We start from the raw sequence: 25,932 nt of genomic DNA, 5'->3' as shown, positions 1-25,932 counted from the left end.
AGGAAGATCCCCATGCTTGAAGCGCTCTCCATCTCCCTGAACAAGGCCGCCGTGCTTGGTTTTGTTTTGTACATTCTCGGCGCAGCCGTGCTGTTCGCGCTGTTCCAGTTCGTCTACACCCGCATCACACCGCACAAAGAGTTCGAACTGATCCGCTCCGGCAACGTGGCTGCCGCGATTGCCCTGGGTGGCGCGATCATCGGCTTCGCCATTCCAGCGAGCAACGTGATTGCCTATTCGATCAGCATCCTCGACTTCGTGGTCTGGGCCGTGATCGCAGCCTTCGTTCAACTGCTGGCCTTCCTGATGACCAGTCTGGTGCTCAAGGGCACTTCCGAGCGCATCCGCAATGGTGAAATCGCTGCCGGCATTTATGTGGCAGCCGTGGCCATCAGCGTCGGCATGCTCAACGCCGCGTGCATGACCCCTTCCCAGAACTGATCGCGACACGGAGATTGTGATGAAACGAAGCAAGTACGTTCAGCTCTCCCTGGCCGCGTCGGTCGCCATGGCGATCTCAGGCTGCGGGCCGACGGAAAAAACCTACGAGATACACAAGAAGTACAACTTCCAGTCCGTTCAGCAGTGCGCCGATGAAAAGCTTCCGGTCGACATCTGTTCTGACGCCTACATGAAGGCCATGGCCCAGCATCGAAGCATTGCGCCGGTGTACGACAACAAGGCCGATTGCGACGCCGACTTTGTTGCCGACTGGTGCCAGCAGGATTCCGCCGGCAAATTCATCCCCAAGCTCGGCGGTTTCGAACTGAGTGCCGATGGCGAAGTGACGCAATCCGAAGTAGACGCCGCCAAGTCCACATTGCCCGCGTCGGAAGCGGCTGCTGCGGGGTCGGGTTTCTCCGGCAGCAGCCTGCTGACGGGACTGTTGATCGGTAACATGCTCAGCAGCAACCGCAACAGCTACTACTCCGAGCCGGTCTACCGCTACCGCGACGATCGCGGCAGCTATTCGAACTCAACGCTCAGCCAGCGGGTATCGTCAGGTTCGACCTTCAACAGGTCCAATCAAGCGCGCTACGGCAGTAGCAGCAGTTACACCGACACCATCACCCGCAGCAAGCCGGTATCCGTAGCATCGTCCACCTCTCGCGGCGGTTTCGGCAGCCAGGCCAGTGCACGCAGTGGCTGGGGTGGCTCGGGCAAAAGTTCTGGTGGTTCGAGCAGCTGAGGAAACAGAGCCATGAAGAAAATCCTCTGCGCTGAGCGTCATGACTGGAAACAGACTGCCGAAAGTCTCGGCTTTCTGTTCCACACCATCGACGACGAACCCTATTGGGACGAGAGCGCGTATTACCAGTTCACGCTCAAGCAGATCGAAAACGATCTGGAAGACCCGACCACCGAGCTGCATCACATGTGCATGGACCTGGTGGCCCGCGTGGTGCAGAGCGAGGAATTGCTGGAGCGCCTGAGTATTCCCGCGCCGTTCTTCGATCTGGTTCGCACTTCATGGCTCGAAGGCCATCCGCACCTGTACGGACGCATGGACTTCTCTTACAACGGCACCGGGCCGGCCAAATTGCTGGAACTCAACTACGACACGCCGACCAGTCTGTATGAAGCAGCGGCGTTTCAGTGGGGCTGGCTGGAACAATGCATCGAACGCGGTCTGCTGCCCAAACATGCGGACCAGTTCAATAGCATCGATACCAAACTGCATCAGGCCTTTGCGCAACTGCAGCTCAAGCAGCCGTTCTATTTTGCGTCGATGAAAGGCTCGGTCGAAGACAAAGGCACCACCGACTACCTGCGTCTGATCGCGGAAAAAGTCGGTATCGAATCCCGCCACATCGACCTCGAAGACATTGGCCTCACCGCTGACGGACGCTTCGTCGACCTCGAAGATCGCTGGATTGCGCACCTGTTCAAGCTGCATGCCTGGGAGTTCATCTTCCACGAGCCGTTTGGCGCTGCAATCGCCCAGAGCGACACGCAGTTTTTTGAGCCGGCCTGGAAATCGATCATCTCCAACAAAGGCATCCTGCCGTTGCTGTGGGAATTTAACAAAGGTCACCCGAACCTGCTCGCGGCGCACGTGGATACCGACCCGAACAAAGCGGTGCCGAAAGGCTGGGTGCGCAAGCCCTACTTCTCCCGGGAAGGCGCCAACATCGAGTTGCAAACTGCCGACGGTCTGATCGTGAAAGAGGACGGCCCCTACACGGATGCGCCGTTTATCCTTCAGGAGTTTGCCCCTCTGCCGCAATTTGGCGACAGCTTCACGCTAGTGGGTTCGTGGGTGATTGGCGACCAGGCGGCCGGCATCGGCGTGCGCGAAGACAACAGCCTGATCACCAAGGATTCGAGCCGGTTTCTGCCGCACCTGATTCTTGATTGATCGAACCATCGTCCACAAAAAAGTCCCGATGCCGCGCATCGGGCTTTAGGGTGAAACAGGGACAAACCAGGCACAGGACGAGACTTACGACTGAAAAGCCGGATAATGGCGGCCAATTCGTCTATCCCGTTATTCTGGTAATCCCCCCATGGAAATCAAGGTCAACTTTCTCGACAACCTTCGGCTTGAAGCAAAGTTCGATGACTTCACGGTGGTGGCCGATCAACCTATCCGCTACAAGGGCGATGGCTCGGCACCGGGCCCGTTCGATTACTTCCTGGCTTCATCAGCTTTGTGCGCGGCGTATTTCGTGAAGCTGTACTGCGACACTCGCAGTATTCCCACCGAGAACATCCGCCTGTCGCAGAACAACATTGTTGATCCGGAAAACCGCTACAACCAGATTTTCAAGATTCAGGTCGAACTGCCTGCGGATATCTCCGACAAGGATCGCCAGGGCATCCTGCGTTCCATCGACCGCTGCACCGTGAAAAAAGTGGTGCAAGCCGGTCCTGAGTTTGTCATCGAAGAAGTGGAAAACCTCGACGCCGACGCCCAGGCGTTGTTGATGCCGACGTCCAGTTCAGAGGCGAGCACCTTTATTGCCGGCAAGGACCTGCCGCTGGAGCAAACCATCGCCAACATGTCAGCCATTCTGGCGGACCTGGGCATGAAGATTGAAATCGCTTCGTGGCGCAATATCGTGCCCAACGTATGGTCGCTGCACATCCGCGACGCGCACTCGCCGATGTGTTTCACCAACGGCAAAGGCGCGACCAAGGAAGGCGCATTGGCGTCGGCGCTGGGCGAGTTTATCGAGCGTCTGAACTGCAACTTCTTCTACAACGACCAGTTCTGGGGCGAAGACATCGCCAATGCGCCGTTTGTGCACTACCCGGACGAACGCTGGTTCAAGCCTGGCCGTAAAGATGCACTGCCGAGCGAAATCCTCGACGAGTACTGCCTGAAGATTTACAACCGCGAAGGCGAGCTGCGTGGCTCCCACCTGATCGACACCAACTCGGGTAATGAAGAACGCGGCATCTGCTCGCTGCCGTTCGTGCGTCAGTCGGACGGCGAAGTCGTGTATTTCCCGTCCAACCTGATCGAAAACCTGTTCCTGAGTAACGGCATGAGTGCCGGTAACACGCTGGCCGAAGCCCAGGTGCAGTGCCTGTCGGAGATATTCGAGCGTGCGGTAAAACGCGAAATCATCGAAGGCGAATTTGCACTGCCGGACGTGCCGGCCGACGTGCTGGCGAAGTATCCCGGGATACTGGCCGGTATTCAGGCGCTGGAAGAACAAGGGTTCCCGGTGTTGGTGAAGGATGCGTCCCTGGGTGGTGAGTTCCCGGTGATGTGCGTTACGTTGATGAACCCGCGTACCGGCGGTGTGTTCGCCTCGTTCGGCGCGCACCCGAGCCTGGAAGTGGCGCTGGAACGCAGCCTCACCGAATTGTTGCAGGGCCGCAGCTTCGAAGGCCTCAACGACTTGCCGCAACCGACGTTTGAAGGCCATGCGGTGACCGAGCCGAATAACTTCGTCGAGCACTTCATCGACTCCAGCGGCGTGGTGTCGTGGCGCTTCTTCAGCTCCAAATCCGATTACGAATTTGTGGAGTGGGACTTCTCCGGCCAGGGTGAAAACTCGAATGCCGAGGAAGCTGCAACCTTGTTCGGCATTCTCAAAGACATGGGCAAAGAAGTGTACATGGCGGTCTACGAGCATATCGGCGCGAAGGCCTGCCGCATCCTGGTGCCGGACTATTCGGAAATCTATCCCGCCGACGATCTGATCTGGGATAACACCAACAAAGCGCTGTTCTTCCGCGCCGACATCCTGAACCTGCATCGCCTGGACGACGACGAACTGCAAGCGCTGGTTGAGCGTCTGGTGGAAAGTGAGCTGGACGACTACACCGACATCACCTCGTTGATCGGCATCGAATTTGATGACAACACGGCGTGGGGTCAGCTGACGATCCTGGAGTTGAAACTGCTGATTTATCTCGCCTTGCAGCAATATGAAGAGGCGAAAGAAGCGGTGGAAATGTTCCTGCAGTACAACGACAACACGGTTGAGCGCGGCTTGTTCTACCAAGCGGTCAATGTGGTGCTGGAGATGAAGCTGGACGAAGACCTGGAGCTGGAAGACTACGAAGCCAATTTCCGCCGGATGTTTGGCAGCGAGCGCACGGATGCAGCGATCGGCTCGGTGGACGGCAGCGTACGCTTCCATGGCTTGGCGCCAACCAGCATGAAATTGGAAGGGCTCGACCGGCACCTGCGGTTGATCGAGAGCTACAAGAAACTGCACTCGGCCCGGGCCAATGTGACCGCTTTAACCCGTTAAACGACGCCAACAAAAAAGCGAAGCCAGATGAGTGGCTTCGCTTTTTTTGTTTACGGTTCTGAAAAAGCTATTGATCTAGAACGGGATATCGTCATCAAAGCTGTCGAAATCCGGAGCCGGTTGCGGCGCTGCCTGCTGTGGAGGCGGAGCCTGACGCGACTGCTGCGGTGCCGACTGCTGCGGACGCGGAGCCTGTTGGCGTGGGGCTGGAGCGGACTGCTGGTAGTTATTGCCCCCGCCTTGTTGGTCGCCCTGTTGTGGACGGCCGCCGAGCAGTTGCATGGTGCCTTGCATGTCGACCACGATTTCGGTGGTGTAACGCTTGATACCGTCTTTTTCCCACTCGCGGGTTTGCAGCTTGCCTTCGATGTAGACCTGCGAACCCTTACGCAGGTATTCGCCGGCGATTTCGGCAACCTTGCCGAACATCGATACACGGTGCCATTCGGTCTTCTCGACCTTCTGACCGGTTTGCTTGTCGGTCCATTGTTCGCTGGTCGCCAGACTCAGGTTGGTCACGGCGTTACCGTTAGGCAAGTAGCGAACTTCGGGATCCTGGCCGCAAGTACCGACCAATATGACTTTGTTAACCCCACGGGCCATAACGTTCTCCTAGGCTACGCACGCTGCCTCGGGCGGGTTGTTCACCAGGCGCTCGAGGGTGGTGCGATCCAATAGTTCTGTGTCCAATTTGATGTAAATCGCCGCTTCGTCTGCGACGATCACTGCATCTGTTACCCCTACGACGGCCTTCAGGCGCTCGACCAGACCCGCTTCGCGGATCGCCTCGGCCGACAACGGCAAGCGCAGGCTCGTCACGTAGGGAGGTTCGCGCATGGTAACAGCAAAGGCTAGCCAAAGTGCAGCCAGGCCGGCGCATCCAAGGAACACAACCGACAAACCGCCATGCTGGAAAAGCCAGCCGCCGAGGATGCCACCGAGCGCCGAGCCGAGGAACTGGCTGGTGGAATAAACCCCCATCGCAGTGCCTTTGCCGCCCGCCGGTGAAACCTTGCTGATCAGCGATGGCAAGGAAGCTTCCAGCAGATTGAACGCGGTAAAAAACACCACCGTGCCGATCACCAGGGCTCGCAAGCTGTCGCCGAACTGCCAGAAGAATAGCTCAGTGAGCATCAGCGTCGCGACGGCGCCCAATAAAACTCGTTTCATTTTGCGTTTCTTCTCGCCGTAAATGATGAACGGAATCATGGCGAAGAAGGAGATCAGCAGCGCGGTCAGGTAGACCCACCAGTGCTGCTCTTTGGGTAGCCCGGCTTTTTCGACCAAGGCCAGAGGCAATGCAACGAAGCTCGACATCAACATCGCATGTAACACAAAAATGCCCAGGTCTAGACGCAGCAGGTCTGGGTGCTTGAGTGTCGGCAGCAACGCCTGGCGTGCGACGCCGGATTCGCGGTGCTGCAATGGTCCTGTGGACTTCGGCACCATGAACATCACGATGACGATGCCGAACAGCGCCATGCCACCCGTGGCGAGGAACAAGCCGGACAGGCCAAAGGCGCGGGTCAGCAACGGCCCTACCACCATGGCGACGGCGAACGACAGACCGATCGTCATGCCGATCATGGCCATGGCTTTGGTCCGGTGCTGTTCGCGGGTCAAGTCTGACAGCAAGGCCATGACCGCCGCGGAAATCGCGCCGGCGCCTTGCAGGACGCGTCCGGCGATAACGCCCCAGATCGAATCGGCGTTGGCCGCCAGCACGCTGCCGAGGGCAAAGACGATCAGCCCCAGGTAAATCACCGGACGTCGGCCAATACGGTCGGAAATGATCCCGAACGGAATCTGGAAAAGCGCCTGGGTCAGGCCGTAAGCGCCAATCGCCAACCCGATAAGGGCCGGGGTCGCTCCCGCCAGATCCATCCCATAGGTCGCCAGTACCGGCAACACCATGAACATGCCAAGCATACGGAAGGCGAACACCAGGGCCAGACCGCTTGCTGCGCGGGTCTCACTGCCACTCATGCGTTCGCTGTGGGGATCGTGCATGGAAAAACCTCATGTGAACCGGCGGCGATTCTACCAGTCCCATCGATTGACGGGGTATATCGCGACGCTATGACGCGCATAGATGACGCAGTCTTCATGTAAGCCTGCGTACCCTGCATTTGATAGTGTGCATCCATCCAGTATTTGGCCGTATACTCCTACGTTTTCGACGCCCGCCGAGCGAGGCCACTTTGGACAAGATCCTGATTCGTGGGGCCCGAACCCACAACCTGAAGAACATCGACCTGACCCTGCCACGGGACAAACTGATCGTCATCACCGGCCTGTCCGGATCCGGCAAGTCTTCCCTGGCCTTCGACACGCTGTACGCCGAAGGCCAGCGCCGCTATGTCGAATCGCTGTCGGCCTACGCCCGGCAGTTCCTGTCGATGATGGAAAAGCCTGACGTCGACACCATCGAAGGCCTGTCGCCAGCGATTTCCATCGAGCAGAAGTCGACCTCGCATAACCCGCGTTCGACCGTCGGCACCATCACCGAAATCTACGACTACCTGCGCCTGCTCTACGCCCGCGTCGGTATTCCGCGCTGCCCGGATCACGATATTCCGCTGGAAGCCCAGACCGTCAGCCAGATGGTCGACCTGGTCCTCGCGCAACCGGAAGGCAGCAAACTGATGCTGCTGGCCCCGGTGATTCGCGAGCGCAAAGGCGAACATCTGTCGGTCTTCGAAGAACTGCGCGCCCAGGGATTTGTGCGTGCGCGGGTCAACGGCCGGCTTTGTGAGCTGGACGAGTTGCCGAAGCTGGATAAACAGAAGAAGCATTCGATTGATGTGGTGGTCGACCGTTTCAAGGTCCGCGCCGATCTGCAACAGCGCCTCGCCGAATCCTTCGAGACCGCGCTGAAATTGGCCGACGGTATTGCCCTGGTGGCGCCGATGGACGACGAGCCTGGCGAAGAGATCATCTTCTCCGCCCGCTTCGCCTGCCCGATCTGCGGCCACGCGATCAGCGAGCTGGAACCCAAGCTGTTCTCCTTCAACAACCCGGCCGGCGCCTGCCCGACGTGCGATGGCCTGGGGGTTAAACAGTTCTTCGACATCAAGCGATTGGTGAACGGCGAACTGACTCTGGCCGAAGGCGCGATACGCGGCTGGGACAGGCGAAACGTTTATTACTTCCAGATGCTCGGGTCGCTGGCGTCCCACTACAAGTTCAGCCTGGAAGTGCCGTTCAACGATCTGCCGGCCGATCAGCAGAAATTCATCCTGCACGGCAGCGGTTCGCAGAACGTCGACTTCAAGTACCTGAACGACCGTGGCGACATCGTAAAACGTTCGCACCCGTTCGAAGGCATCGTGCCGAACCTGGAACGCCGCTACCGCGAAACCGAGTCCGCCTCGGTACGTGAAGAGCTGGCCAAGTTCCTCAGTACCCAGCCTTGTCCGGACTGCCGTGGCACGCGTTTGCGTCGCGAAGCGCGGCACGTCTGGGTGGGCGAGAAGACTTTGCCGGCGGTGACCAATCTGCCGATTGGCGATGCTTGTGAATATTTCGGCGTGCTGAAGCTGACGGGCCGTCGCGGCGAAATTGCCGACAAGATTCTCAAGGAAATCCGCGAGCGTCTGCAGTTCCTGGTTAACGTTGGTCTTGATTATCTGTCGCTGGATCGCAGTGCCGACACCTTGTCCGGCGGCGAGGCCCAGCGTATTCGCCTGGCCAGTCAGATTGGTGCTGGTCTGGTGGGGGTTTTGTACATCCTCGATGAACCGTCGATTGGTCTGCACCAGCGGGACAACGACCGCTTGCTCGGCACCCTCAAGCACCTGCGCGACATCGGCAACACGGTGATTGTGGTCGAGCACGACGAAGATGCGATTCGTCTGGCGGACTACGTGGTCGACATCGGCCCTGGTGCTGGCGTACACGGTGGACATATTGTCGCCGAAGGTACGCCAGCCGAAGTCATGGCTCACCCGGACTCGCTGACCGGCAAGTACCTGTCGGGCCGCGTGAAGATTGCCGTGCCGGCCAAACGGACGCCGCGCAACAAAAAGATGACCCTGTCGCTCAAGGGCGCTCGCGGCAACAATCTGCGCAATGTCGACCTGGAAATTCCGCTGGGTCTGCTGACCTGCGTGACCGGTGTATCCGGCTCAGGCAAATCGACGCTGATCAACAACACCTTGTTCCCCTTGAGCGCCACGGCACTCAATGGTGCGACGACCCTTGAAGCTGCCGCTCACGACAGCATCAAGGGCCTGGAGCACCTGGACAAGGTTGTGGACATCGATCAGAGCCCGATCGGTCGGACGCCGCGTTCCAACCCGGCGACGTACACCGGACTGTTTACGCCGATTCGCGAACTGTTCGCCGGCGTGCCTGAGTCCCGTTCCCGTGGTTACGGCCCGGGGCGTTTTTCCTTCAACGTGAAGGGTGGACGTTGCGAGGCCTGTCAGGGCGATGGCCTGATCAAGGTGGAAATGCACTTCCTGCCGGACATCTATGTCCCGTGTGATGTCTGCAAGAGCAAGCGCTACAACCGCGAAACCCTGGAGATCAAGTACAAGGGCAAGAATATCCACGAAACCCTCGAGATGACTATCGAGGAAGCACGGGTGTTCTTCGACGCCGTTCCGGCCCTGGCGCGCAAGCTTCAGACGCTGATGGACGTCGGCCTGTCGTACATCAAGCTTGGCCAATCCGCGACGACGCTGTCCGGTGGTGAAGCGCAGCGGGTCAAACTGTCCCGCGAGCTGTCCAAGCGCGATACCGGCAAGACCCTGTACATCCTCGATGAGCCGACCACCGGTCTGCACTTCGCGGATATCCAGCAATTGCTCGATGTGCTGCATCGTCTGCGCGACCACGGCAACACCGTGGTGGTGATCGAGCACAACCTGGACGTGATCAAGACCGCTGACTGGCTGGTGGACCTGGGGCCGGAAGGCGGTTCCAAAGGTGGGCAGATCATTGCCGTCGGTACGCCTGAAGAAGTGTCGGAGATGAAGCAGTCGCACACCGGCTTCTACCTCAAGCCGCTGCTGGCTCGCGACAAGGCCTGATTCAGGCACATGAAAAAGCCCCTGTCACTTCATCAGTGACAGGGGCTTTTTTGTGTCCGGGGTTTTTTCCGGGAATCAGAACTGCGATTGCAGGTAATTCTCCAGACCGATCAACTTGATCAGACCCAACTGCTTCTCGAGCCAGTAGGTGTGATCTTCTTCGGTGTCGTTCAGCTGGATGCGCAGGATCTCGCGGCTTACGTAGTCCTTGTGCAGCTCGCAGAGCTCAATGCCTTTGCAGAGTGCGGCTCGGACTTTGTATTCCAGTCGCAGGTCGGCAGCGAGCATGTCAGGCACTGTGGTGCCCACATCCAGGTCGTCCGGACGCATGCGAGGCGTGCCTTCGAGCATCAGGATGCGACGCATCAAAGCGTCAGCGTGCTGCGCTTCTTCTTCCATCTCGTGGTTGATACGTTCGTAGAGCTCGGTGAAACCCCAGTCCTCGTACATCCGCGAATGGATGAAATATTGATCACGCGCCGCCAGTTCGCCGGTCAGCAACGTGTTGAGGTAATCGATTACGTCTGGGTGGCCTTGCATCGCCCTACATCTCCCTGCTTGAAAGTCTGTAGTTTGAACCAAGGAGACTGTTTGGTCACGCCGAATGCGCGATAAAAGCGAAGATATTCTGAGAAAAGTGGTTTAAATAACGCAAAAACCGCCCAAATGAGGGCGGTTCTGCTTCTCGTTTAGACTTAGTTAAGCTGTACGCCCAACGCCTTTGCGATTGCTTCTCCGTACGCCGGGTCAGCTTTGTAGAAGTGCTGCAACTGACGATCTACAACATCACCGGAAACTCCAGCCATTGCGCCGGCAATGTTGTTGATCAGCAGGGTTTTCTGCTCATCATTCATCAGGCGGAACAGTGCACCGGCGTGGCTGTAGTAATCAGTATCTTCGCGGTGATCGTAACGATCAGCCGCACCACTCAGGGCCAACGCAGGCTCGGCGTAACGAGGCGCTTGCTTTGGCGACTCTACGTAGCTGTTCGGCTCGTAGTTTGGCGCTGCACCACCGTTGCTGCCGAATGCCATGGAACCGTCGCGCTGATAGCTGTTGACCTGGTTCCGTGGAGCATTCACCGGCAGTTGCTGGTGGTTGGTGCCGACACGGTAGCGGTGGGCGTCGGCATAGGCGAACACACGTCCTTGCAGCATGCGATCCGGCGACAGGCCAACACCCGGAACCATGTTGCTCGGACCGAATGCCGCCTGCTCCACTTCAGCAAAGTAGTTCTGCGGATTGCGGTTGAGCTCCAATTCGCCCACTTCGATCAGCGGGAACTCTTTCTGCGACCAGGTCTTGGTCACGTCGAACGGGTTTTCGTAGTGCGCCGCAGCCTGGGCCTCGGTCATGATTTGGATGCACACGCGCCATTTCGGGAAGTCACCGCGCTCGATCGCGCCAAACAGATCCCGCTGAGCGTAATCCGGATCCGTGCCGGCCAGGCGCGCAGCCTCTGCCGGAGCAAGGTTCTTGATCCCTTGCTTGGTCTTGTAGTGCCATTTCACCCAGTGACGCTCACCCTTGGCGCTGATCAGACTGTAGGTGTGGCTGCCGAAGCCGTGCATGTGACGGTAGCCGTCAGGGATGCCTCGATCCGAGAACAGGATGGTGACCTGGTGTAGCGCCTCAGGAGAGTGCGACCAGAAGTCCCACATCATCTGTGCGCTTTTCAGGTTGCTTTGCGGCAAGCGTTTTTGGGTGTGGATGAAATCAGGAAATTTCAGTGGGTCGCGGATGAAGAACACCGGTGTGTTGTTGCCAACGATGTCCCAGTTGCCTTCTTCGGTGTAGAACTTGAGAGCGAAGCCGCGTGGGTCGCGTTCGGTATCAGCCGAACCGCGCTCGCCACCTACAGTGGAAAACCGCAGGAAGGTTGGGGTTTGTTTGCCAACGGACTCGAACAGCCTGGCGCTGGTGTATTCAGTGATGTCACGGGTAACGGTGAACGTGCCGTAAGCACCCGAGCCTTTGGCGTGTACGCGACGCTCAGGGATGTTTTCACGGTTGAAGTGGGCAAGCTTCTCGATCAGGTGAAAATCGTCGAGCAGCAGCGGACCACGAGGACCGGCGGAGCGGGAATTCTGGTTGTCGGCGACAGGAGCGCCACTGGCGGTCGTAAGCGTTTTGTTTTGGCTCATGCGATCTTCTTCCTCTGTCAGTTTTGGAACTGCCGGCTAATCGGCTTGGGACGGAGTATTGACCATTGATCAGGAAGGCTACAAATTCATTAATTTGCAGAGATCAATAGAAAAATACTACCAGCGAATCCCGTTCGCATCATGACGGCAGCAACCGCAGGGAAGCTTGTATAAACCGCGCGTTTCTTACAGGCACAAAAAACCGGGCACTAGGCCCGGTTCTTCGTTTCAGACTGACGTCTTACTCAGCGGATACAGCTTCACCGCCAACTGGACGATCAACCAACTCGACGTACGCCATAGGCGCGTTGTCGCCAGTGCGGAAGCCGCACTTGAGGATGCGCAGGTAGCCACCCTCACGGGTAGCGTAACGCTTGCCCAGGTCGTTGAAGAGCTTACCAACGATAGCTTTCGAACGAGTACGGTCGAAAGCCAGACGGCGGTTAGCCAGGCTGTCTGTCTTGGCCAAAGTGATCAGCGGCTCAGCAACGCGACGCAGTTCTTTAGCTTTCGGCAGTGTAGTTTTGATCAGCTCGTGCTCGAACAGCGACACTGCCATGTTTTGAAACATGGCCTTGCGGTGCGAGCTAGTGCGGCTCAGGTGACGACCACTTTTACGATGACGCATGGTTCATTCCTTACCAAACACAACGTTCGGTGATTACGACGATCAGGCAGTCGCCTTGTCGTCCTTCTTAAGACTTGCAGGCGGCCAGTTGTCGAGGCGCATGCCGAGGGACAGACCGCGGGAGGCCAGAACGTCCTTGATTTCAGTCAAGGATTTCTTGCCAAGGTTCGGAGTCTTCAACAGCTCTACTTCGGTACGCTGAATCAGGTCACCGATGTAGTAGATGTTTTCCGCCTTAAGGCAGTTAGCCGAACGTACAGTCAGTTCCAGATCGTCAACCGGGCGAAGCAGGATCGGATCGATCTCGTCTTCCTGCTCGACAACCACTGGCTCACTGTCACCTTTGAGATCGACGAACGCAGCCAACTGCTGTTGCAGGATGGTTGCAGCACGACGGATAGCCTCTTCAGGATCCAGGGTACCGTTGGTTTCCAGATCAATAACCAGCTTGTCCAGGTTAGTACGCTGCTCGACACGGGCGTTTTCCACCACGTATGCGATACGGCGAACCGGGCTGAACGAAGAGTCAAGCTGCAAGCGACCAATGCTGCGGCTTTCGTCTTCATCGCTCTGACGCGAGTCTGCCGGTTCATAACCACGACCACGAGCTACGGTGAGCTTCATGTTCAGGGCGCCGTTAGACGCCAGGTTAGCGATTACGTGATCGGGGTTAACGATCTCGACATCATGATCCAGCTGAATATCGGCAGCGGTAACCACCCCCGAACCCTTCTTCGACAAGGTCAGCGTAACTTCGTCACGGCCGTGCAGCTTGATAGCCAGACCTTTAAGGTTCAACAGGATTTCAATTACGTCTTCCTGTACACCTTCGATGGCGCTGTACTCGTGGAGCACACCGTCAATCTCGGCCTCGACTACTGCACAGCCGGGCATTGAGGACAACAAGATGCGTCGCAGCGCGTTGCCCAGGGTGTGGCCGAAACCACGCTCGAGAGGCTCGAGAGTGATCTTGGCGCGGGTTGGACTGACAACCTGCACATCAATATGGCGGGGTGTCAGGAACTCATTTACCGAAATCTGCATGGATGCACCTATTTTCTAGCCCTTACTTGGAGTAGAGCTCGACAATCAGGCTTTCGTTGATGTCGGCGGACAGATCACTGCGAGCAGGAACGTTCTTGAAAACGCCCGACTTCTTCTCAGTGTCTACTTCTACCCATTCTACGCGGCCACGTTGGGCACACAGATCGAGAGCTTGGACAATGCGAAGTTGGTTCTTTGCTTTCTCGCGAATCGCGACCACGTCACCAGCACGAACCTGGTACGACGGCACGTTTACGGTCTGACCGTTAACGCTTACGGATTTGTGCGATACCAGCTGACGGGATTCGGCACGAGTAGAGCCAAAACCCATACGGTATACAACGTTGTCCAGACGGCATTCGAGCAGTTGCAACAGGTTTTCGCCAGTTGCACCTTTCTTGCCAGCAGCTTCTTTGTAGTAGCCGCTGAATTGACGCTCGAGAACGCCGTAGATACGACGGACCTTCTGCTTTTCACGCAGTTGGGTGCCGTAATCGGACTGGCGACCGCGGCGTTGGCCGTGGATACCAGGTGCTGCTTCGATGTTGCACTTCGATTCGATCGCGCGCACGCCGCTCTTCAGAAAGAGATCGGTGCCTTCACGACGAGCGAGTTTGCATTTTGGACCAATGTAACGAGCCATTCTTTACAATCTCCTGGATTACACGCGGCGCTTCTTCGGCGGACGGCACCCGTTGTGCGGGATTGGCGTCACGTCGGTGATGCTGGCGATCTTGTAGCCACAGCCGTTCAAAGCGCGGACTGCGGATTCACGACCTGGGCCTGGACCTTTGACGTTTACGTCGAGGTTTTTCAGGCCGTATTCCAGCGCAGCTTGACCAGCACGTTCAGCAGCTACTTGAGCAGCAAACGGGGTGGACTTGCGGGAACCGCGGAAACCCGAACCACCGGAGGTAGCCCAAGAAAGCGCGTTACCTTGACGGTCGGTGATGGTCACGATTGTGTTGTTAAACGACGCGTGGATGTGGGCGATGCCATCAACCACTGTCTTTTTAACTTTTTTACGAGGACGAGCAGCAGGTTTAGCCATGATTAATTTCCTGTCGATTCGCTGGGGCGATTACTTGCGGATCGGCTTACGCGGACCTTTACGGGTACGCGCGTTAGTCTTGGTACGCTGACCGCGCACTGGAAGACCACGACGATGACGCAGACCGCGATAGCAACCGAGGTCCATCAAACGCTTGATTTTCATGTTGATTTCGCGACGCAGGTCACCTTCAGTGGTGAACTTCGCCACTTCGCCACGCAGCTGTTCAATCTGCTCGTCGCTCAGATCTTTGATCTTTGCGGCTGGGTTTACCCCAGTCACTGCACAAATCTTCTGTGCAGTAGTGCGACCAACACCATAGATGTAGGTCAGCGAGATAACAGTATGCTTGTTATCTGGAATGTTAACGCCTGCAATACGGGCCATTCAGTGGGACTCCAATTGACAGCTACCTACGCCCCGGAAGCCAAGAAATAGGGCGCGAGATAATATCGCTGTAATAACAAATAATCAACCCGGCAGCGCACTAGCTGCCGGGCTTGAAGCACAATCACACTCAGCCTTGGCGCTGTTTGTGACGCGGTTCCGCGCTGCAAATTACTCGAACAACACCTTCGCGGCGAATAATCTTGCAGTTACGGCACAGCTTTTTCACCGATGCACGAACTTTCATCACCAACTCCTCGAACCTTATGGGTACTCAGCGCAACATGCCGCTGCCGTAACCCTTCAGGTTGGCTTTCTTCATCAGGGATTCGTACTGGTGCGAAACGAGGTGCGATTGTACTTGGGACATGAAGTCCATCACAACCACGACGACGATCAGCAACGAGGTCCCGCCAAGGTAGAACGGTACGTTTGCCGCAACCACCAGGAACTGGGGCAACAGACACACGGCCGTCATGTAAAGAGCACCGAACATGGTCAAACGAGTCAGAACGCCATCAATGTAGCGCGCAGACTGCTCGCCTGGACGGATGCCCGGAATAAAGGCACCGGACTTCTTCAGGTTTTCCGCTACGTCTTTCGGATTGAACATCAACGCCGTATAGAAGAAGCAGAAGAAAATAATCCCTGCACTAAACAGCAGAATATTCAACGGCTGACCAGGAGCGATCGACTGCGAGATGTCCTGCAACCAGCCCATACCTTCAGACTGACCGAACCAGGCACCCAACGAAGCCGGGAACAGCAAAATGCTGCTCGCGAAAATAGCCGGAATAACACCGGCCATGTTCACCTTCAGCGGCAAGTGGCTAGTCTGCGCAGCAAAGACCTTGCGGCCCTGCTGACGCTTGGCGTAGTGAACAGCAATACGACGCTGACCACGCTCAATGAACACCACGAAACCGATAATCGCTACTGCCAGCAAACCGATGGCAACCAGGGCGAAAATGTTGATATCACCCTGACGCGCAGACTCGAAAGACTGCCCGATCGCTCTCGGAAGACCGGCGACGATACCCGAAAAAATCAACATCGAGATACCGTTGCCAACACCACGCTCAGTAATCTGCTCACCCAGCCACATCATGAACATCGCACCAGCCACAAAAGTGGATACCGCGACGAAATGGAAGCCAAAGTCACCAGTGAACGCAACGCCCTGCCCCGCCAGACCAATGGACATGCCAATAGCCTGGACGAGAGCGAGGACGACAGTGCCGTAGCGGGTGTACTGGCTGATCTTGCGACGGCCAGCTTCACCTTCCTTCTTCAACTGTTCCAGCTGCGGGCTAACGGCGGTCATCAGCTGCATGATGATCGATGCCGAAATGTACGGCATGATCCCCAGTGCAAAGATGCTCATCCGTTCCAGCGCGCCGCCGGAAAACATGTTGAACAAGCTAAGAATGGTCCCCTCATTCTGTCGAAACAGGTCCGCGAGTCGGTCCGGGTTAATACCTGGAACCGGGATGTGTGCGCCTATTCGGTAGACGATAATCGCCAGGAACAGAAAACGCAGACGAGCCCAGAGTTCAGACATACCGCCTTTGCCGAGCGCAGAGAGAGCACCTTGCTTAGCCATTTATTCCTCGAACTTGCCGCCAGCTGCTTCGATAGCCGCACGCGCACCTTTGGTGGCGCCGATTCCCTTTCCGATGGTAACAGCGCGAGTAACTTCGCCGGACAGCATGATTTTCACACGCTGTACGTTGACGTTAATCACGTTGGCATCTTTCAGGGACTGCACGGTGACGATGTCGCCTTCCACTTTGGCCAGCTCGGACAGACGCACTTCTGCGCGGTCCATGGCTTTCAGGGAAACGAAACCGAATTTCGGCAGGCGACGATGCAGCGGCTGTTGACCGCCTTCAAAGCCTGGAGCAATGGTGCCACCGGAGCGGGAGGACTGACCTTTGTGGCCACGGCCACCGGTCTTGCCCAAACCACTACCGATACCACGGCCCGGACGATGCTTTTCGCGACGGGAACCCGGCGCTGGACTCAGATCATTGAGTTTCATCGATTAACCCTCGACACGCAGCATGTAGTAAGCCTTGTTGATCATCCCGCGATTCTCGGGAGTATCAAGTACCTCTACAGTGTGACCGATGCGACGCAGACCCAGACCCTTAACGCACAGTTTGTGGTTAGGGATGCGGCCGGTCATGCTTTTGATCAGCGTAACTTTAACGGTAGCCATGATCAGAAGATCTCCTTGACACTTTTGCCACGCTTAGCGGCAATGGATTCAGGAGACTGCATAGCTTTCAAACCTTTGAAAGTGGCGTGAACCACGTTTACCGGGTTAGTCGAGCCGTAGCACTTGGCCAGAACGTTCTGAACGCCAGCAACTTCGAGGACAGCACGCATAGCGCCGCCAGCGATGATACCGGTACCTTCAGAAGCAGGCTGCATGTACACCTTCGAAGCGCCGTGACCGGACTTCATTGCGTACTGCAGAGTAGTGCCGTTCAGATCAACTTGGATCATGTTGCGGCGAGCAGCTTCCATTGCCTTCTGGATCGCGGCAGGCACTTCACGTGACTTGCCACGGCCGAAGCCAACACGCCCTTTACCATCACCAACCACGGTCAACGCGGTGAAAGTGAAGATACGGCCGCCTTTAACGGTTTTGGCTACGCGGTTAACTTGAACCAGCTTCTCAATGTAGCCTTCGTCGCGCTTTTGGTCGTTATTTGACATAACTTAGAACTCCAGCCCAGCTTCACGAGCAGCATCAGCCAGCGCCTTGACGCGGCCGTGGTACTTGAAGCCAGAGCGGTCGAAAGCCACCTGCGAGACGCCAGCGGCTTTAGCACGCGTAGCGACCAGCTGGCCAACCTTAGTGGCCGCGTCGATGTTGCCAGTGGCGCCATCACGCAGTTCTTTATCCAAAGTCGAGGCAGATGCCAGGACTTTGTTGCCGTCGGCCGAAATGACCTGGGCGTAGATGTGCTGCGACGAGCGGAACACGCAGAGACGCACGACTTCGAGTTCGTGCATTTTCAGGCGTGCTTTGCGAGCGCGACGCAGTCGAGTAACTTTTTTGTCGGTCATTTGCTATGCCCTACTTCTTCTTGGCTTCTTTACGACGGACGACTTCGTCCGCGTAGCGCACACCTTTGCCTTTGTACGGCTCTGGTGGACGGAAGTCGCGGATCTCGGCGGCCACTTGACCTACCAGCTGCTTATCGATACCCCGGATCAGGATGTCGGTTTGGCTAGGAGTCTCAGCGGTGATGCCTTCCGGCAGTTCATAATCCACTGGATGCGAGAAGCCAAGAGCCAGGTTCAGCACTGTGCCTTTTGCTTGCGCTTTGTAACCAACACCGACCAGCTGGAGCTTACGCTCGAAGCCTTGGCTTACGCCTTGGACCATGTTGTTTACCAACGCACGAGTGGTACCAGCCATTGCGCGAGTTTGTTGATCGCCATTGCGAGCAGCGAAACGCAGCTCACCAGCTTCTTCAACGATCTCAACGGACGAATGGATGTTCAGTTCGAGAGTGCCCTTGGCACCCTTCACCGAAAGCTGTTGGCCTGCGAATTTTACTTCGACACCGGCTGGCAGCTTAACGGGGTTCTTAGCGACGCGTGACATGCTTATCCCCCCTTAGAACACAGTGCAAAGAACTTCGCCGCCGACACCGGCAGCGCGCGCAGCACGATCCGTCATCACACCTTTGTTGGTGGAGACGATAGACACACCGAGACCGCCACGAACTTTTGGCAGATCATCGACGGACTTGTACTGACGCAGGCCTGGACGGCTAACGCGCTTCACTTCTTCGATGACCGGACGGCCTTCGAAGTACTTCAGCTCGATGGACAGCAGTGGTTTGATTTCGCTGCTGATCTGATAACCCGCAATGTAACCTTCGTCCTTCAGGACTTTGGCAACAGCTACCTTCAAAGTAGAAGATGGCATGCTTACGACGGACTTTTCAGCCATCTGGGCATTACGGATTCGAGTTAGCATGTCCGCTAACGGGTCCTGCATACTCATGGGCTAGACGCTCCTAATACAAAAAAATTAGCCTTGCGGCTACTACTTGTCGCCGAGCTCATCCATGCGGAAAAAGCACGGGCTCAGGCGAGCCGGGTATTCTAGACACACCCCACAAATGAATCAAGCCCCAATAGGGGCTTGATTCAAGTTCAAGGTCACCGATGGTCAGGATCTTGCGATCCCGAGCACCGAGACTTTGATAGTGCTTACCAGCTGGCTTTAACCAGACCAGGTACGTCACCACGCATTGCAGCTTCACGCAGTTTGTTACGGCCGAGGCCGAACTTGCGGTAAACGCCGTGTGGACGACCGGTCAGGCGGCAGCGGTTACGCATGCGCGAAGCGCTTGCGTCACGTGGCTGCTTCTGCAGAGCTACTGTAGCTTCCCAACGCGCTTCTGGACTTGCGTTCAGATCAACGATGATAGCTTTCAGTGCTGCACGCTTTTTGGCGTACTTGGCAACCGTGAGCTGACGTTTCAGCTCGCGGTTTTTCATGCTCATCTTGGCCATTTTCCTACTCCAATCAGTTGCGGAACGGGAATTTGAAAGCACGCAGCAGCGCGCGACCTTCATCATCGTTCTTGGCAGTGGTGGTCAGGGTAATGTCCAGACCGCGGAGAGCATCGATCTTGTCGTAGTCGATTTCCGGGAAGATGATCTGCTCTTTTACGCCCATGCTGTAGTTACCACGACCATCGAAGGACTTGGCATTCAGGCCGCGGAAGTCGCGAACCCGAGGCAGGGAGATCGACAGCAGACGATCCAGGAACTCGTACATACGCTCACGGCGCAGAGTCACTTTGACGCCGATCGGCCAACCTTCACGGACTTTAAAGCCAGCGATGGATTTCCGAGCGTAAGTCACAACGACTTTCTGACCGGTGATCTTTTCCAGGTCGGCAACAGCGTGCTCGATGACTTTTTTGTCACCGACCGCTTCGCCCAGACCCATGTTCAGGGTGATCTTTGTAACGCGTGGAACTTCCATCACGTTCGAAAGCTTAAGTTCTTCCTTAAGCTTCGGTGCGATTTCCTTCCAGTAAATCTCTTTTAGTCGTGCCATGGTCTTCTACCTAGCAGTGTTCAAGCATCAACCGCTTTTTGGGTCGACTTGAAGACACGAATTTTCTTGCCGTCTTCTACTTTGAAACCAACGCGGTCAGCCTTGTTGGTTTCGCCGTTGAAAATGGCGACGTTAGAAGCGTCCAGTGGAGCTTCTTTTTCGACGATACCGCCTTGTACGCCCGACATCGGGTTAGGCTTGGTATGACGCTTAACCAGGTTCAGACCACCAATAACCAGACGGTTATTAGCGAGAACCTTAAGCACCTTACCGCGCTTACCTTTGTCTTTGCCGGCGATCACGATGATCTCGTCGTCACGACGAATCTTTTGCATGTCGGATCTCCTTACAGCACTTCTGGGGCGAGCGAGACGATCTTCATGAACTTCTCAGTACGAAGTTCACGGGTCACTGGCCCAAAGATACGGGTGCCGATCGGCTCTTGCTTGTTGTTCAGAAGAACAGCAGCGTTGCCATCAAAGCGGATAATGGAGCCATCAGCACGACGTACGCCGTGACGAGTGCGGACTACAACAGCAGTCATCACTTGGCCTTTTTTCACTTTACCGCGAGGAATTGCTTCCTTCACGGTAACTTTGATGATGTCACCGATACCAGCGTAACGACGATGGGAGCCACCCAGCACCTTGATGCACATAACACGGCGAGCGCCAGAGTTATCGGCCACATCGAGCATGGATTGAGTCTGAATCATATAATTTCTCCGACCCCTAGTCCTTAGACTTCCACAGCGCGTTCGAGAACATCAACCAGCGCCCAAGACTTAGTCTTGGCCAAAGGACGAGTTTCACGAATAGTGACTTTGTCGCCGATGTGGCACTGATTGGTTTCGTCGTGCGCGTGCAGCTTAGTCGAACGCTTAACGTATTTACCGTAGATCGGGTGCTTTACGCGACGCTCGATCAGAACGGTGATGGTCTTGTCCATTTTGTCGCTGACAACACGGCCAGTCAGCGTACGGACGGTTTTTTCGGCTTCAGCCATGATTACTTACCTGCCTGCTGTTTGAGCACAGTCTTCACGCGAGCGATGTCACGCTTAACTTGCCGGAGCAGGTGAGACTGCCCCAACTGGCCAGTTGCTTTCTGCATGCGCAGATTGAACTGGTCGCGCAGCAGGCCGAGCAGTTGCTCGTTAAGCTGCGGCGCGTCTTTTTCACGAAGTTCATTCGCTTTCATCACATCACCGTCCGTTTAACAAAGGCGGTGGCGAGCGGCAGCTTTGCAGCAGCCAGGGCAAAAGCCTCACGCGCCAGCTCTTCAGTTACACCCTCGATTTCATACAGGACTTTACCTGGCTGAATCTGGGCAACCCAGTACTCCACACTACCCTTACCTTTACCCATCCGAACTTCGAGTGGCTTTTTGGAAATAGGCTTGTCCGGGAATACACGGATCCAGATCTTGCCGCCACGTTTAACGTGACGGGTCAGAGCACGACGCGCTGACTCGATCTGACGAGCGGTGAGACGACCACGAGCTACAGACTTCAGCGCGAACTCGCCGAAGCTGACTTTGCTACCGCGCTGAGCCAGACCACGGTTGTGGCCTGTCATCTGCTTGCGGAACTTCGTACGCTTTGGTTGCAACATTTGGCGTACCCCTTACTTAGCAGCTTTTTTACGAGGCGCTGGTGCTTGTGGTTTCAGTTCTTCTTGGCGACCACCAATTACTTCGCCTTTGAAGATCCAAACCTTTACACCGATCACACCGTAAGTGGTGTGAGCTTCGTAGTTGGCATAGTCGATGTCGGCACGCAGGGTGTGCAGTGGCACACGACCTTCGCGATACCATTCAGTACGTGCGATTTCAGCACCGCCGAGACGACCGCTCACTTGGATTTTGATGCCTTTGGCACCAATGCGCATGGCGTTCTGAACAGCGCGCTTCATAGCGCGACGGAACATTACGCGACGCTCCAGCTGCTGAGCTACGCTCTGCGCAACCAGCATACCGTCAAGCTCCGGCTTGCGGATCTCTTCGATATTGATGTGCACAGGCACACCCATTTGCTTGGTCAGGTCCTGACGCAGTTTCTCAACATCTTCACCTTTCTTCCCGATAACGATACCCGGGCGAGCGGTGTGGATGGTGATACGTGCAGTTTGAGCCGGACGATGGATATCGATACGGCTTACGGACGCGCTTTTTAGTTTGTCTTGGAGATACTCGCGCACCTTCAGATCAGCGAACAAATAGTCCGCATAAGTCCGACCGTCTGCGTACCAGACGGAGGTGTGCTCCTTGACGATTCCCAGGCGAATGCCAATGGGATGTACTTTCTGACCCATCTCTTCGACTCCGTTACTTGTCAGCAACCTTGACAGTGATATGGCAAGACCGCTTGACGATGCGATCAGCACGGCCTTTGGCACGTGGCATGATTCGCTTCAGCGAACGCCCTTCGTTGACGAAAACGGTGCTGACTTTAAGGTCATCAACGTCTGCGCCTTCGTTATGCTCGGCGTTGGCTACGGCCGACTCCAGCACTTTCTTCATGATCTCGGCGGCTTTCTTACTGCTGAAAGCCAACAGGTTGAGCGCTTCGCCCACCTTCTTCCCGCGGATCTGGTCGGCGACCAAGCGGGCTTTCTGGGCGGAGATTCGAGCGCCCGACAACTTAGCGGCTACTTCCATCGTTCCTTACCCCTTAACGCTTGGCTTTCTTGTCTGCCACGTGCCCACGATATGTGCGGGTACCGGCAAACTCGCCTAGTTTGTGGCCGACCATGTCTTCGTTCACGAGAACTGGAACATGTTGACGACCGTTATGCACTGCAATGGTCAAACCGACCATTTGTGGCAGGATCATCGAACGACGCGACCAGGTCTTAACTGGTTTGCGATCGTTCTTTTCCGCCGCCACTTCGATCTTCTTCAGTAGGTGAAGATCAATAAAAGGACCTTTTTTCAGAGAACGTGGCACTGTCGTATCCCTCTATTTACTTGCGACGACGGACGATCATTTTGTCGGTACGCTTATTACCACGAGTCTTCGCGCCCTTAGTCGGGAAGCCCCATGGCGATACCGGATGACGACCACCAGAGGTACGACCTTCACCACCACCATGTGGGTGGTCAACCGGGTTCATGGCAACACCACGAACGGTTGGGCGAACGCCACGCCAGCGTTTGGCACCAGCTTTACCCAGCGAACGCAGGCTGTGCTCGGAGTTCGAGACTTCACCCAGGGTCGCGCGGCATTCAGCCAGCACTTTACGCATCTCACCAGAACGCAGACGCAGGGTCACGTAGACACCTTCACGAGCGATCAGCTGAGCCGAAGCACCAGCGGAACGAGCGATTTGCGCGCCTTTACCTGGCTTCAATTCGATGCCGTGTACGGTGCTACCAACTGGAATGTTACGCAGTTGCAGAGCGTTGCCCGGCTTGATCGGTGCCAGAGCACCTGCGATCAGCTGGTCACCAGCACTCACGCCTTTAGGGGCGATGATGTAGCGACGCTCGCCATCTGCGTACAGCAGCAGAGCGATGTGAGCAGTACGGTTTGGATCGTATTCAATACGCTCGACAGTGGCAGAGATGCCATCTTTGTCGTTGCGACGGAAATCGACCAGACGATAATGCTGCTTATGGCCACCACCGATGTGACGAGTGGTAATGCGACCATTGTTGTTACGACCACCAGTCTTCGATTTTTTCTCGAGCAGCGGTGCGTGAGGAGCGCCTTTATGCAGCTCCTGGTTGACCACCTTGACCACAAAACGGCGGCCAGGGGAAGTCGGTTTGCATTTAACGATTGCCATGATGCACCCCTTCCTTACTCAGCACTGCTGCTGAAATCGAGATCTTGGCCTGGCTGAAGGGAGATAACTGCCTTCTTCCAGTCATTACGCTTGCCCAGACCGCGAGCAGTGCGCTTGCTCTTACCCAGAACATTCAGGGTAGTAACACGCTCTACTTTCACGCTGAACAGGCTTTCGACGGCCTTCTTGATTTCCAGCTTGGTTGCGTCAGTTGCAACCTTGAAAACGAACTGGCCTTTCTTGTCAGCCAGAACCGTAGCCTTTTCGGAAACGTGCGGGCCAAGCAGAACTTTAAATACGCGTTCCTGGTTCATCCCAGCAGCTCCTCGAATTTCTTCACGGCCGACACGGTGATCAACACCTTGTCGTATGCGATCAGACTAACTGGATCGGAACCCTGAACGTCACGTACATCAACGTGTGGCAGGTTACGAGCAGCCAGGTACAGGTTCTGATCAACTACTTCGGACACGATCAAGACGTCAGTCAGGCCCATGCCGGTCAGTTTGTTCAGCAGATCTTTGGTCTTCGGTGCATCAACAGCGAAGTCCTGAACCACAACCAGACGATCAGTACGCACCAGCTCAGCAAGGATGGAACGCATTGCTGCGCGATACATCTTCTTGTTCAGCTTCTGGGTGTGATCCTGAGGACGAGCTGCGAAAGTGGTACCGCCGCCACGCCAGATTGGGCTACGGATAGTACCGGCACGAGCACGGCCAGTACCTTTCTGACGCCAAGGGCGCTTACCGCCACCACGAACGTCGGAACGGGTCTTTTGCTGCTTGCTACCTTGACGGCCGCCAGCCATGTAGGCCACGACTGCTTGGTGAACCAGCGTCTCGTTGAATTCGCCGCCAAATGTCAGTTCGGAAACTTCGATCGCTTGAGCGTCATTTACATTTAATTGCATGTCAGCTTCCCCTTAACCGCGAGCCTTGGCTGCTGGACGTACAACCAAGTTGCCGCCAGTAGCGCCAGGAACAGCACCCTTGACCAACAACAGATTGCGTTCAGCGTCCACGCGCACTACTTCCAGGGACTGCACGGTCACGCGCTCAGCGCCCATATGACCGGACATTTTTTTGCCCTTGAATACACGACCAGGAGTCTGGCACTGGCCGATAGAGCCTGGAACGCGGTGGGACACGGAGTTACCGTGGGTATTATCTTGCCCGCGGAAGTTCCAACGCTTGATCGTACCCTGGAAGCCTTTACCTTTGGACTGACCGGTTACATCAACCAGTTGACCAGCAGCGAAGATTTCAGCGTTGATCAGATCGCCGGCCTGGTACTCGCCTTCTTCAAGACGGAATTCCATTACGGTACGACCAGCGGCTACGTTCGCCTTAGCGAAGTGACCAGCTTGAGCAGCTGTAACACGCGAAGCACGACGCTCGCCTACAGTGACTTGCACTGCACGATAGCCATCGGTCTCTTCAGTTTTGAACTGGGTGACGCGATTCGGTTCGATCTCAATGACCGTGACCGGAATGGAGACACCTTCTTCGGTGAAAATACGGGTCATACCGCATTTACGACCGACTACACCAATAGTCATGTTGTAAACCTCATGAGTGTACGGGGCTTTCACCCGCTATGGCCGCCCATTTCAGAGCGTTACACGACTAAGACCGAGTCTTAGCCGAGGCTGATCTGCACTTCCACACCGGCCGCAAGATCAAGCTTCATAAGAGCATCAACGGTTTTATCCGTTGGCTGGACGATGTCCAGTACGCGCTTATGAGTACGGATCTCGTACTGGTCACGCGCGTCTTTGTTGACGTGCGGGGAGACCAGAACGGTGAACCGCTCTTTACGGGTAGGCAGTGGAATTGGACCACGCACTTGAGCACCAGTACGTTTCGCGGTTTCCACGATTTCCTGGGTGGATTGGTCGATCAGGCGATGGTCAAAAGCCTTCAACCTGATACGGATTTGCTGATTTTGCATTGGATTTCAGACTCCGGCTGCTATTCCCACCGAGCGCAATACGCCCGTTAAAAGGAGGCGCAATTCTATAGACGGGTTTCTACAGTGTCAACCCA

Annotated in this window: 37 protein-coding genes; 5 read left to right on the top strand and 32 right to left on the bottom strand. The window is 56.1% G+C overall.

From position 1 onward, the window contains the following. Positions 1–12 precede the first annotated feature (12 nt). The 4 genes from ACWIKB_RS30840 to ACWIKB_RS30825 all read left to right on the top strand — a co-directional run bounded on the left by ACWIKB_RS30840 (position 13) and on the right by ACWIKB_RS30825 (position 4,712). Positions 13–441 (top strand): DUF350 domain-containing protein, encoded by a 429-nt coding sequence (locus ACWIKB_RS30840; protein WP_475271240.1) that lies wholly within the window; start codon positions 13–15, stop codon positions 439–441. A gap of 19 nt (positions 442–460) precedes the next feature. After that, positions 461–1,189, top strand: coding sequence for a DUF1190 domain-containing protein (locus ACWIKB_RS30835; protein ID WP_475271239.1), 729 nt, complete (start codon positions 461–463; stop codon positions 1,187–1,189). Between the two features lie 12 nt (positions 1,190–1,201). After that, positions 1,202–2,359: a glutathionylspermidine synthase family protein gene (locus ACWIKB_RS30830; RefSeq protein ID WP_475271238.1), complete on the top strand. Its 1,158-nt coding sequence runs from the start codon at positions 1,202–1,204 to the stop codon at positions 2,357–2,359. A 148-nt stretch (positions 2,360–2,507) separates the two neighbouring features. Then, positions 2,508–4,712 carry an OsmC domain/YcaO domain-containing protein gene (locus ACWIKB_RS30825; protein ID WP_475271237.1) on the top strand — a complete coding sequence of 735 codons (2,205 nt, stop codon included), beginning with the start codon at positions 2,508–2,510 and terminating at the stop codon, positions 4,710–4,712. Positions 4,713–4,787: 75 nt separating this feature from the next. Here the strand turns inward: ACWIKB_RS30825 and ACWIKB_RS30820 are convergent, their stop codons facing one another. Then, the gene (locus ACWIKB_RS30820) at positions 4,788–5,315 is read right to left on the bottom strand and encodes a single-stranded DNA-binding protein (protein ID WP_010467282.1); all 528 of its coding nucleotides are present in this window, start codon (positions 5,313–5,315) and stop codon (positions 4,788–4,790) included. Positions 5,316–5,324: 9 nt separating this feature from the next. After that, a complete protein-coding gene (locus ACWIKB_RS30815; RefSeq protein WP_054052253.1) occupies positions 5,325–6,722 on the bottom strand; it encodes an MFS transporter in 1,398 nt (465 codons plus the stop codon). Positions 6,723–6,913: 191 nt separating this feature from the next. Between ACWIKB_RS30815 and uvrA the strand changes: the two genes are divergently transcribed. After that, positions 6,914–9,748, top strand: a complete 2,835-nt coding sequence (gene uvrA, locus ACWIKB_RS30810) for an excinuclease ABC subunit UvrA (protein ID WP_123509954.1) — start codon at positions 6,914–6,916, stop codon at positions 9,746–9,748. Between the two features lie 75 nt (positions 9,749–9,823). Here the strand turns inward: uvrA and bfr are convergent, their stop codons facing one another. From bfr to rpsJ, 30 genes are all read right to left on the bottom strand, one after another. Then, positions 9,824–10,288 (bottom strand): bacterioferritin, encoded by a 465-nt coding sequence (bfr, locus tag ACWIKB_RS30805; RefSeq protein ID WP_007933692.1) that lies wholly within the window; start codon positions 10,286–10,288, stop codon positions 9,824–9,826. Between the two features lie 155 nt (positions 10,289–10,443). Then, positions 10,444–11,892, bottom strand: coding sequence for a catalase (locus ACWIKB_RS30800; RefSeq protein ID WP_475271236.1), 1,449 nt, complete (start codon positions 11,890–11,892; stop codon positions 10,444–10,446). 241 nt (positions 11,893–12,133) lie between these two features. Continuing rightward, positions 12,134–12,520: a 50S ribosomal protein L17 gene (gene rplQ / locus ACWIKB_RS30795; protein ID WP_007896790.1), complete on the bottom strand. Its 387-nt coding sequence runs from the start codon at positions 12,518–12,520 to the stop codon at positions 12,134–12,136. A 42-nt stretch (positions 12,521–12,562) separates the two neighbouring features. After that, positions 12,563–13,564: a DNA-directed RNA polymerase subunit alpha gene (locus ACWIKB_RS30790; protein WP_003186012.1), complete on the bottom strand. Its 1,002-nt coding sequence runs from the start codon at positions 13,562–13,564 to the stop codon at positions 12,563–12,565. Positions 13,565–13,586: 22 nt separating this feature from the next. Further along, a complete protein-coding gene (rpsD, locus tag ACWIKB_RS30785; RefSeq protein ID WP_003210056.1) occupies positions 13,587–14,207 on the bottom strand; it encodes a 30S ribosomal protein S4 in 621 nt (206 codons plus the stop codon). A gap of 18 nt (positions 14,208–14,225) precedes the next feature. Beyond that, entirely contained in the window at positions 14,226–14,615 is a 390-nt protein-coding gene (rpsK, locus tag ACWIKB_RS30780) for a 30S ribosomal protein S11 (protein WP_002555466.1), read from the bottom strand. A gap of 30 nt (positions 14,616–14,645) precedes the next feature. After that, positions 14,646–15,002 carry a 30S ribosomal protein S13 gene (gene rpsM / locus ACWIKB_RS30775; RefSeq protein ID WP_003186020.1) on the bottom strand — a complete coding sequence of 119 codons (357 nt, stop codon included), beginning with the start codon at positions 15,000–15,002 and terminating at the stop codon, positions 14,646–14,648. Positions 15,003–15,132: 130 nt separating this feature from the next. After that, a complete protein-coding gene (gene rpmJ / locus ACWIKB_RS30770) occupies positions 15,133–15,249 on the bottom strand; it encodes a 50S ribosomal protein L36 (protein ID WP_002555468.1) in 117 nt (38 codons plus the stop codon). A 27-nt stretch (positions 15,250–15,276) separates the two neighbouring features. Beyond that, positions 15,277–16,605 (bottom strand): preprotein translocase subunit SecY, encoded by a 1,329-nt coding sequence (gene secY / locus ACWIKB_RS30765; protein WP_003228718.1) that lies wholly within the window; start codon positions 16,603–16,605, stop codon positions 15,277–15,279. Further along, positions 16,606–17,043 carry a 50S ribosomal protein L15 gene (rplO, locus tag ACWIKB_RS30760; protein WP_007896782.1) on the bottom strand — a complete coding sequence of 146 codons (438 nt, stop codon included), beginning with the start codon at positions 17,041–17,043 and terminating at the stop codon, positions 16,606–16,608. A gap of 3 nt (positions 17,044–17,046) precedes the next feature. Further along, complete coding sequence (gene rpmD / locus ACWIKB_RS30755; protein WP_003186033.1) at positions 17,047–17,223, bottom strand: 50S ribosomal protein L30; 177 nt, start codon at positions 17,221–17,223, stop codon at positions 17,047–17,049. 2 nt (positions 17,224–17,225) lie between these two features. Continuing rightward, a complete protein-coding gene (gene rpsE, locus ACWIKB_RS30750) occupies positions 17,226–17,726 on the bottom strand; it encodes a 30S ribosomal protein S5 (protein WP_007943782.1) in 501 nt (166 codons plus the stop codon). Positions 17,727–17,729: 3 nt separating this feature from the next. Further along, complete coding sequence (gene rplR, locus ACWIKB_RS30745) at positions 17,730–18,080, bottom strand: 50S ribosomal protein L18 (RefSeq protein WP_003186037.1); 351 nt, start codon at positions 18,078–18,080, stop codon at positions 17,730–17,732. A 10-nt stretch (positions 18,081–18,090) separates the two neighbouring features. After that, a complete protein-coding gene (rplF, locus tag ACWIKB_RS30740; protein WP_007896774.1) occupies positions 18,091–18,624 on the bottom strand; it encodes a 50S ribosomal protein L6 in 534 nt (177 codons plus the stop codon). A 12-nt stretch (positions 18,625–18,636) separates the two neighbouring features. Then, positions 18,637–19,029, bottom strand: coding sequence for a 30S ribosomal protein S8 (rpsH, locus tag ACWIKB_RS30735; protein ID WP_003186040.1), 393 nt, complete (start codon positions 19,027–19,029; stop codon positions 18,637–18,639). A gap of 209 nt (positions 19,030–19,238) precedes the next feature. Continuing rightward, positions 19,239–19,544 (bottom strand): 30S ribosomal protein S14, encoded by a 306-nt coding sequence (rpsN, locus tag ACWIKB_RS30730; protein ID WP_003176414.1) that lies wholly within the window; start codon positions 19,542–19,544, stop codon positions 19,239–19,241. A gap of 13 nt (positions 19,545–19,557) precedes the next feature. Then, positions 19,558–20,097, bottom strand: coding sequence for a 50S ribosomal protein L5 (gene rplE / locus ACWIKB_RS30725; RefSeq protein ID WP_003176415.1), 540 nt, complete (start codon positions 20,095–20,097; stop codon positions 19,558–19,560). A gap of 20 nt (positions 20,098–20,117) precedes the next feature. Next, complete coding sequence (rplX, locus tag ACWIKB_RS30720) at positions 20,118–20,432, bottom strand: 50S ribosomal protein L24 (protein ID WP_003176416.1); 315 nt, start codon at positions 20,430–20,432, stop codon at positions 20,118–20,120. Between the two features lie 11 nt (positions 20,433–20,443). Further along, positions 20,444–20,812, bottom strand: coding sequence for a 50S ribosomal protein L14 (gene rplN, locus ACWIKB_RS30715; RefSeq protein WP_002555479.1), 369 nt, complete (start codon positions 20,810–20,812; stop codon positions 20,444–20,446). Between the two features lie 23 nt (positions 20,813–20,835). Then, complete coding sequence (gene rpsQ / locus ACWIKB_RS30710; RefSeq protein WP_003176419.1) at positions 20,836–21,102, bottom strand: 30S ribosomal protein S17; 267 nt, start codon at positions 21,100–21,102, stop codon at positions 20,836–20,838. A gap of 2 nt (positions 21,103–21,104) precedes the next feature. Next, entirely contained in the window at positions 21,105–21,296 is a 192-nt protein-coding gene (rpmC, locus tag ACWIKB_RS30705) for a 50S ribosomal protein L29 (protein WP_008030901.1), read from the bottom strand. Beyond that, on the bottom strand, positions 21,296–21,709 hold the full coding sequence (rplP, locus tag ACWIKB_RS30700; protein ID WP_008145497.1) for a 50S ribosomal protein L16: 414 nt from the start codon (positions 21,707–21,709) through the stop codon (positions 21,296–21,298). Before rplP ends, rpmC begins: the two co-directional genes overlap by 1 nt. Positions 21,710–21,721: 12 nt before the next feature. Then, a complete protein-coding gene (rpsC, locus tag ACWIKB_RS30695; RefSeq protein WP_003176422.1) occupies positions 21,722–22,408 on the bottom strand; it encodes a 30S ribosomal protein S3 in 687 nt (228 codons plus the stop codon). Between the two features lie 13 nt (positions 22,409–22,421). Then, positions 22,422–22,754: a 50S ribosomal protein L22 gene (rplV, locus tag ACWIKB_RS30690; protein WP_003103908.1), complete on the bottom strand. Its 333-nt coding sequence runs from the start codon at positions 22,752–22,754 to the stop codon at positions 22,422–22,424. 13 nt (positions 22,755–22,767) lie between these two features. Beyond that, on the bottom strand, positions 22,768–23,043 hold the full coding sequence (rpsS, locus tag ACWIKB_RS30685) for a 30S ribosomal protein S19 (RefSeq protein ID WP_002555486.1): 276 nt from the start codon (positions 23,041–23,043) through the stop codon (positions 22,768–22,770). A gap of 16 nt (positions 23,044–23,059) precedes the next feature. Further along, positions 23,060–23,884, bottom strand: a complete 825-nt coding sequence (gene rplB, locus ACWIKB_RS30680; protein WP_003176423.1) for a 50S ribosomal protein L2 — start codon at positions 23,882–23,884, stop codon at positions 23,060–23,062. Positions 23,885–23,898: 14 nt separating this feature from the next. Continuing rightward, entirely contained in the window at positions 23,899–24,198 is a 300-nt protein-coding gene (rplW, locus tag ACWIKB_RS30675; RefSeq protein ID WP_002555488.1) for a 50S ribosomal protein L23, read from the bottom strand. Further along, positions 24,195–24,797: a 50S ribosomal protein L4 gene (rplD, locus tag ACWIKB_RS30670; protein WP_007896707.1), complete on the bottom strand. Its 603-nt coding sequence runs from the start codon at positions 24,795–24,797 to the stop codon at positions 24,195–24,197. Before rplD ends, rplW begins: the two co-directional genes overlap by 4 nt. Before the next feature lie 12 nt (positions 24,798–24,809). Continuing rightward, positions 24,810–25,445 (bottom strand): 50S ribosomal protein L3, encoded by a 636-nt coding sequence (gene rplC / locus ACWIKB_RS30665; protein WP_003186059.1) that lies wholly within the window; start codon positions 25,443–25,445, stop codon positions 24,810–24,812. Positions 25,446–25,525: 80 nt separating this feature from the next. Continuing rightward, positions 25,526–25,837 (bottom strand): 30S ribosomal protein S10, encoded by a 312-nt coding sequence (gene rpsJ, locus ACWIKB_RS30660; protein ID WP_003186070.1) that lies wholly within the window; start codon positions 25,835–25,837, stop codon positions 25,526–25,528. Positions 25,838–25,932: the final 95 nt, after the last annotated feature.

This window comes from Pseudomonas sp. 5Vm1k, from assembly GCF_056161485.1.
This window is presented reverse-complemented; position numbering and strand designations above follow the sequence as displayed.

Coding starts and splice junctions, on each gene's coding strand:
- ACWIKB_RS30840 (WP_475271240.1), top strand. CDS start 13: ATGCTTGAAGCGCTCTCCATCTCCCTGAACAAGGCCGCCGTGCTTGGT.
- ACWIKB_RS30835 (WP_475271239.1), top strand. CDS start 461: ATGAAACGAAGCAAGTACGTTCAGCTCTCCCTGGCCGCGTCGGTCGCC.
- ACWIKB_RS30830 (WP_475271238.1), top strand. CDS start 1,202: ATGAAGAAAATCCTCTGCGCTGAGCGTCATGACTGGAAACAGACTGCC.
- ACWIKB_RS30825 (WP_475271237.1), top strand. CDS start 2,508: ATGGAAATCAAGGTCAACTTTCTCGACAACCTTCGGCTTGAAGCAAAG.
- ACWIKB_RS30820 (WP_010467282.1), bottom strand. CDS start 5,315: ATGGCCCGTGGGGTTAACAAAGTCATATTGGTCGGTACTTGCGGCCAG.
- ACWIKB_RS30815 (WP_054052253.1), bottom strand. CDS start 6,722: ATGCACGATCCCCACAGCGAACGCATGAGTGGCAGTGAGACCCGCGCA.
- bfr (WP_007933692.1), bottom strand. CDS start 10,288: ATGCAAGGCCACCCAGACGTAATCGATTACCTCAACACGTTGCTGACC.
- ACWIKB_RS30800 (WP_475271236.1), bottom strand. CDS start 11,892: ATGAGCCAAAACAAAACGCTTACGACCGCCAGTGGCGCTCCTGTCGCC.
- rplQ (WP_007896790.1), bottom strand. CDS start 12,520: ATGCGTCATCGTAAAAGTGGTCGTCACCTGAGCCGCACTAGCTCGCAC.
- ACWIKB_RS30790 (WP_003186012.1), bottom strand. CDS start 13,564: ATGCAGATTTCGGTAAATGAGTTCCTGACACCCCGCCATATTGATGTG.
- rpsD (WP_003210056.1), bottom strand. CDS start 14,207: ATGGCTCGTTACATTGGTCCAAAATGCAAACTCGCTCGTCGTGAAGGC.
- rpsK (WP_002555466.1), bottom strand. CDS start 14,615: ATGGCTAAACCTGCTGCTCGTCCTCGTAAAAAAGTTAAAAAGACAGTG.
- rpsM (WP_003186020.1), bottom strand. CDS start 15,002: ATGGCCCGTATTGCAGGCGTTAACATTCCAGATAACAAGCATACTGTT.
- rpmJ (WP_002555468.1), bottom strand. CDS start 15,249: ATGAAAGTTCGTGCATCGGTGAAAAAGCTGTGCCGTAACTGCAAGATT.
- secY (WP_003228718.1), bottom strand. CDS start 16,605: ATGGCTAAGCAAGGTGCTCTCTCTGCGCTCGGCAAAGGCGGTATGTCT.
- rplO (WP_007896782.1), bottom strand. CDS start 17,043: ATGAAACTCAATGATCTGAGTCCAGCGCCGGGTTCCCGTCGCGAAAAG.
- rpmD (WP_003186033.1), bottom strand. CDS start 17,223: ATGGCTACCGTTAAAGTTACGCTGATCAAAAGCATGACCGGCCGCATC.
- rpsE (WP_007943782.1), bottom strand. CDS start 17,726: ATGTCAAATAACGACCAAAAGCGCGACGAAGGCTACATTGAGAAGCTG.
- rplR (WP_003186037.1), bottom strand. CDS start 18,080: ATGACCGACAAAAAAGTTACTCGACTGCGTCGCGCTCGCAAAGCACGC.
- rplF (WP_007896774.1), bottom strand. CDS start 18,624: ATGTCACGCGTCGCTAAGAACCCCGTTAAGCTGCCAGCCGGTGTCGAA.
- rpsH (WP_003186040.1), bottom strand. CDS start 19,029: ATGAGTATGCAGGACCCGTTAGCGGACATGCTAACTCGAATCCGTAAT.
- rpsN (WP_003176414.1), bottom strand. CDS start 19,544: ATGGCCAAGATGAGCATGAAAAACCGCGAGCTGAAACGTCAGCTCACG.
- rplE (WP_003176415.1), bottom strand. CDS start 20,097: ATGGCACGACTAAAAGAGATTTACTGGAAGGAAATCGCACCGAAGCTT.
- rplX (WP_003176416.1), bottom strand. CDS start 20,432: ATGCAAAAGATTCGTCGTGACGACGAGATCATCGTGATCGCCGGCAAA.
- rplN (WP_002555479.1), bottom strand. CDS start 20,812: ATGATTCAGACTCAATCCATGCTCGATGTGGCCGATAACTCTGGCGCT.
- rpsQ (WP_003176419.1), bottom strand. CDS start 21,102: ATGGCTGAAGCCGAAAAAACCGTCCGTACGCTGACTGGCCGTGTTGTC.
- rpmC (WP_008030901.1), bottom strand. CDS start 21,296: ATGAAAGCGAATGAACTTCGTGAAAAAGACGCGCCGCAGCTTAACGAG.
- rplP (WP_008145497.1), bottom strand. CDS start 21,709: ATGTTGCAACCAAAGCGTACGAAGTTCCGCAAGCAGATGACAGGCCAC.
- rpsC (WP_003176422.1), bottom strand. CDS start 22,408: ATGGGTCAGAAAGTACATCCCATTGGCATTCGCCTGGGAATCGTCAAG.
- rplV (WP_003103908.1), bottom strand. CDS start 22,754: ATGGAAGTAGCCGCTAAGTTGTCGGGCGCTCGAATCTCCGCCCAGAAA.
- rplB (WP_003176423.1), bottom strand. CDS start 23,884: ATGGCAATCGTTAAATGCAAACCGACTTCCCCTGGCCGCCGTTTTGTG.
- rplW (WP_002555488.1), bottom strand. CDS start 24,198: ATGAACCAGGAACGCGTATTTAAAGTTCTGCTTGGCCCGCACGTTTCC.
- rplD (WP_007896707.1), bottom strand. CDS start 24,797: ATGCAATTAAATGTAAATGACGCTCAAGCGATCGAAGTTTCCGAACTG.
- rplC (WP_003186059.1), bottom strand. CDS start 25,445: ATGACTATTGGTGTAGTCGGTCGTAAATGCGGTATGACCCGTATTTTC.
- rpsJ (WP_003186070.1), bottom strand. CDS start 25,837: ATGCAAAATCAGCAAATCCGTATCAGGTTGAAGGCTTTTGACCATCGC.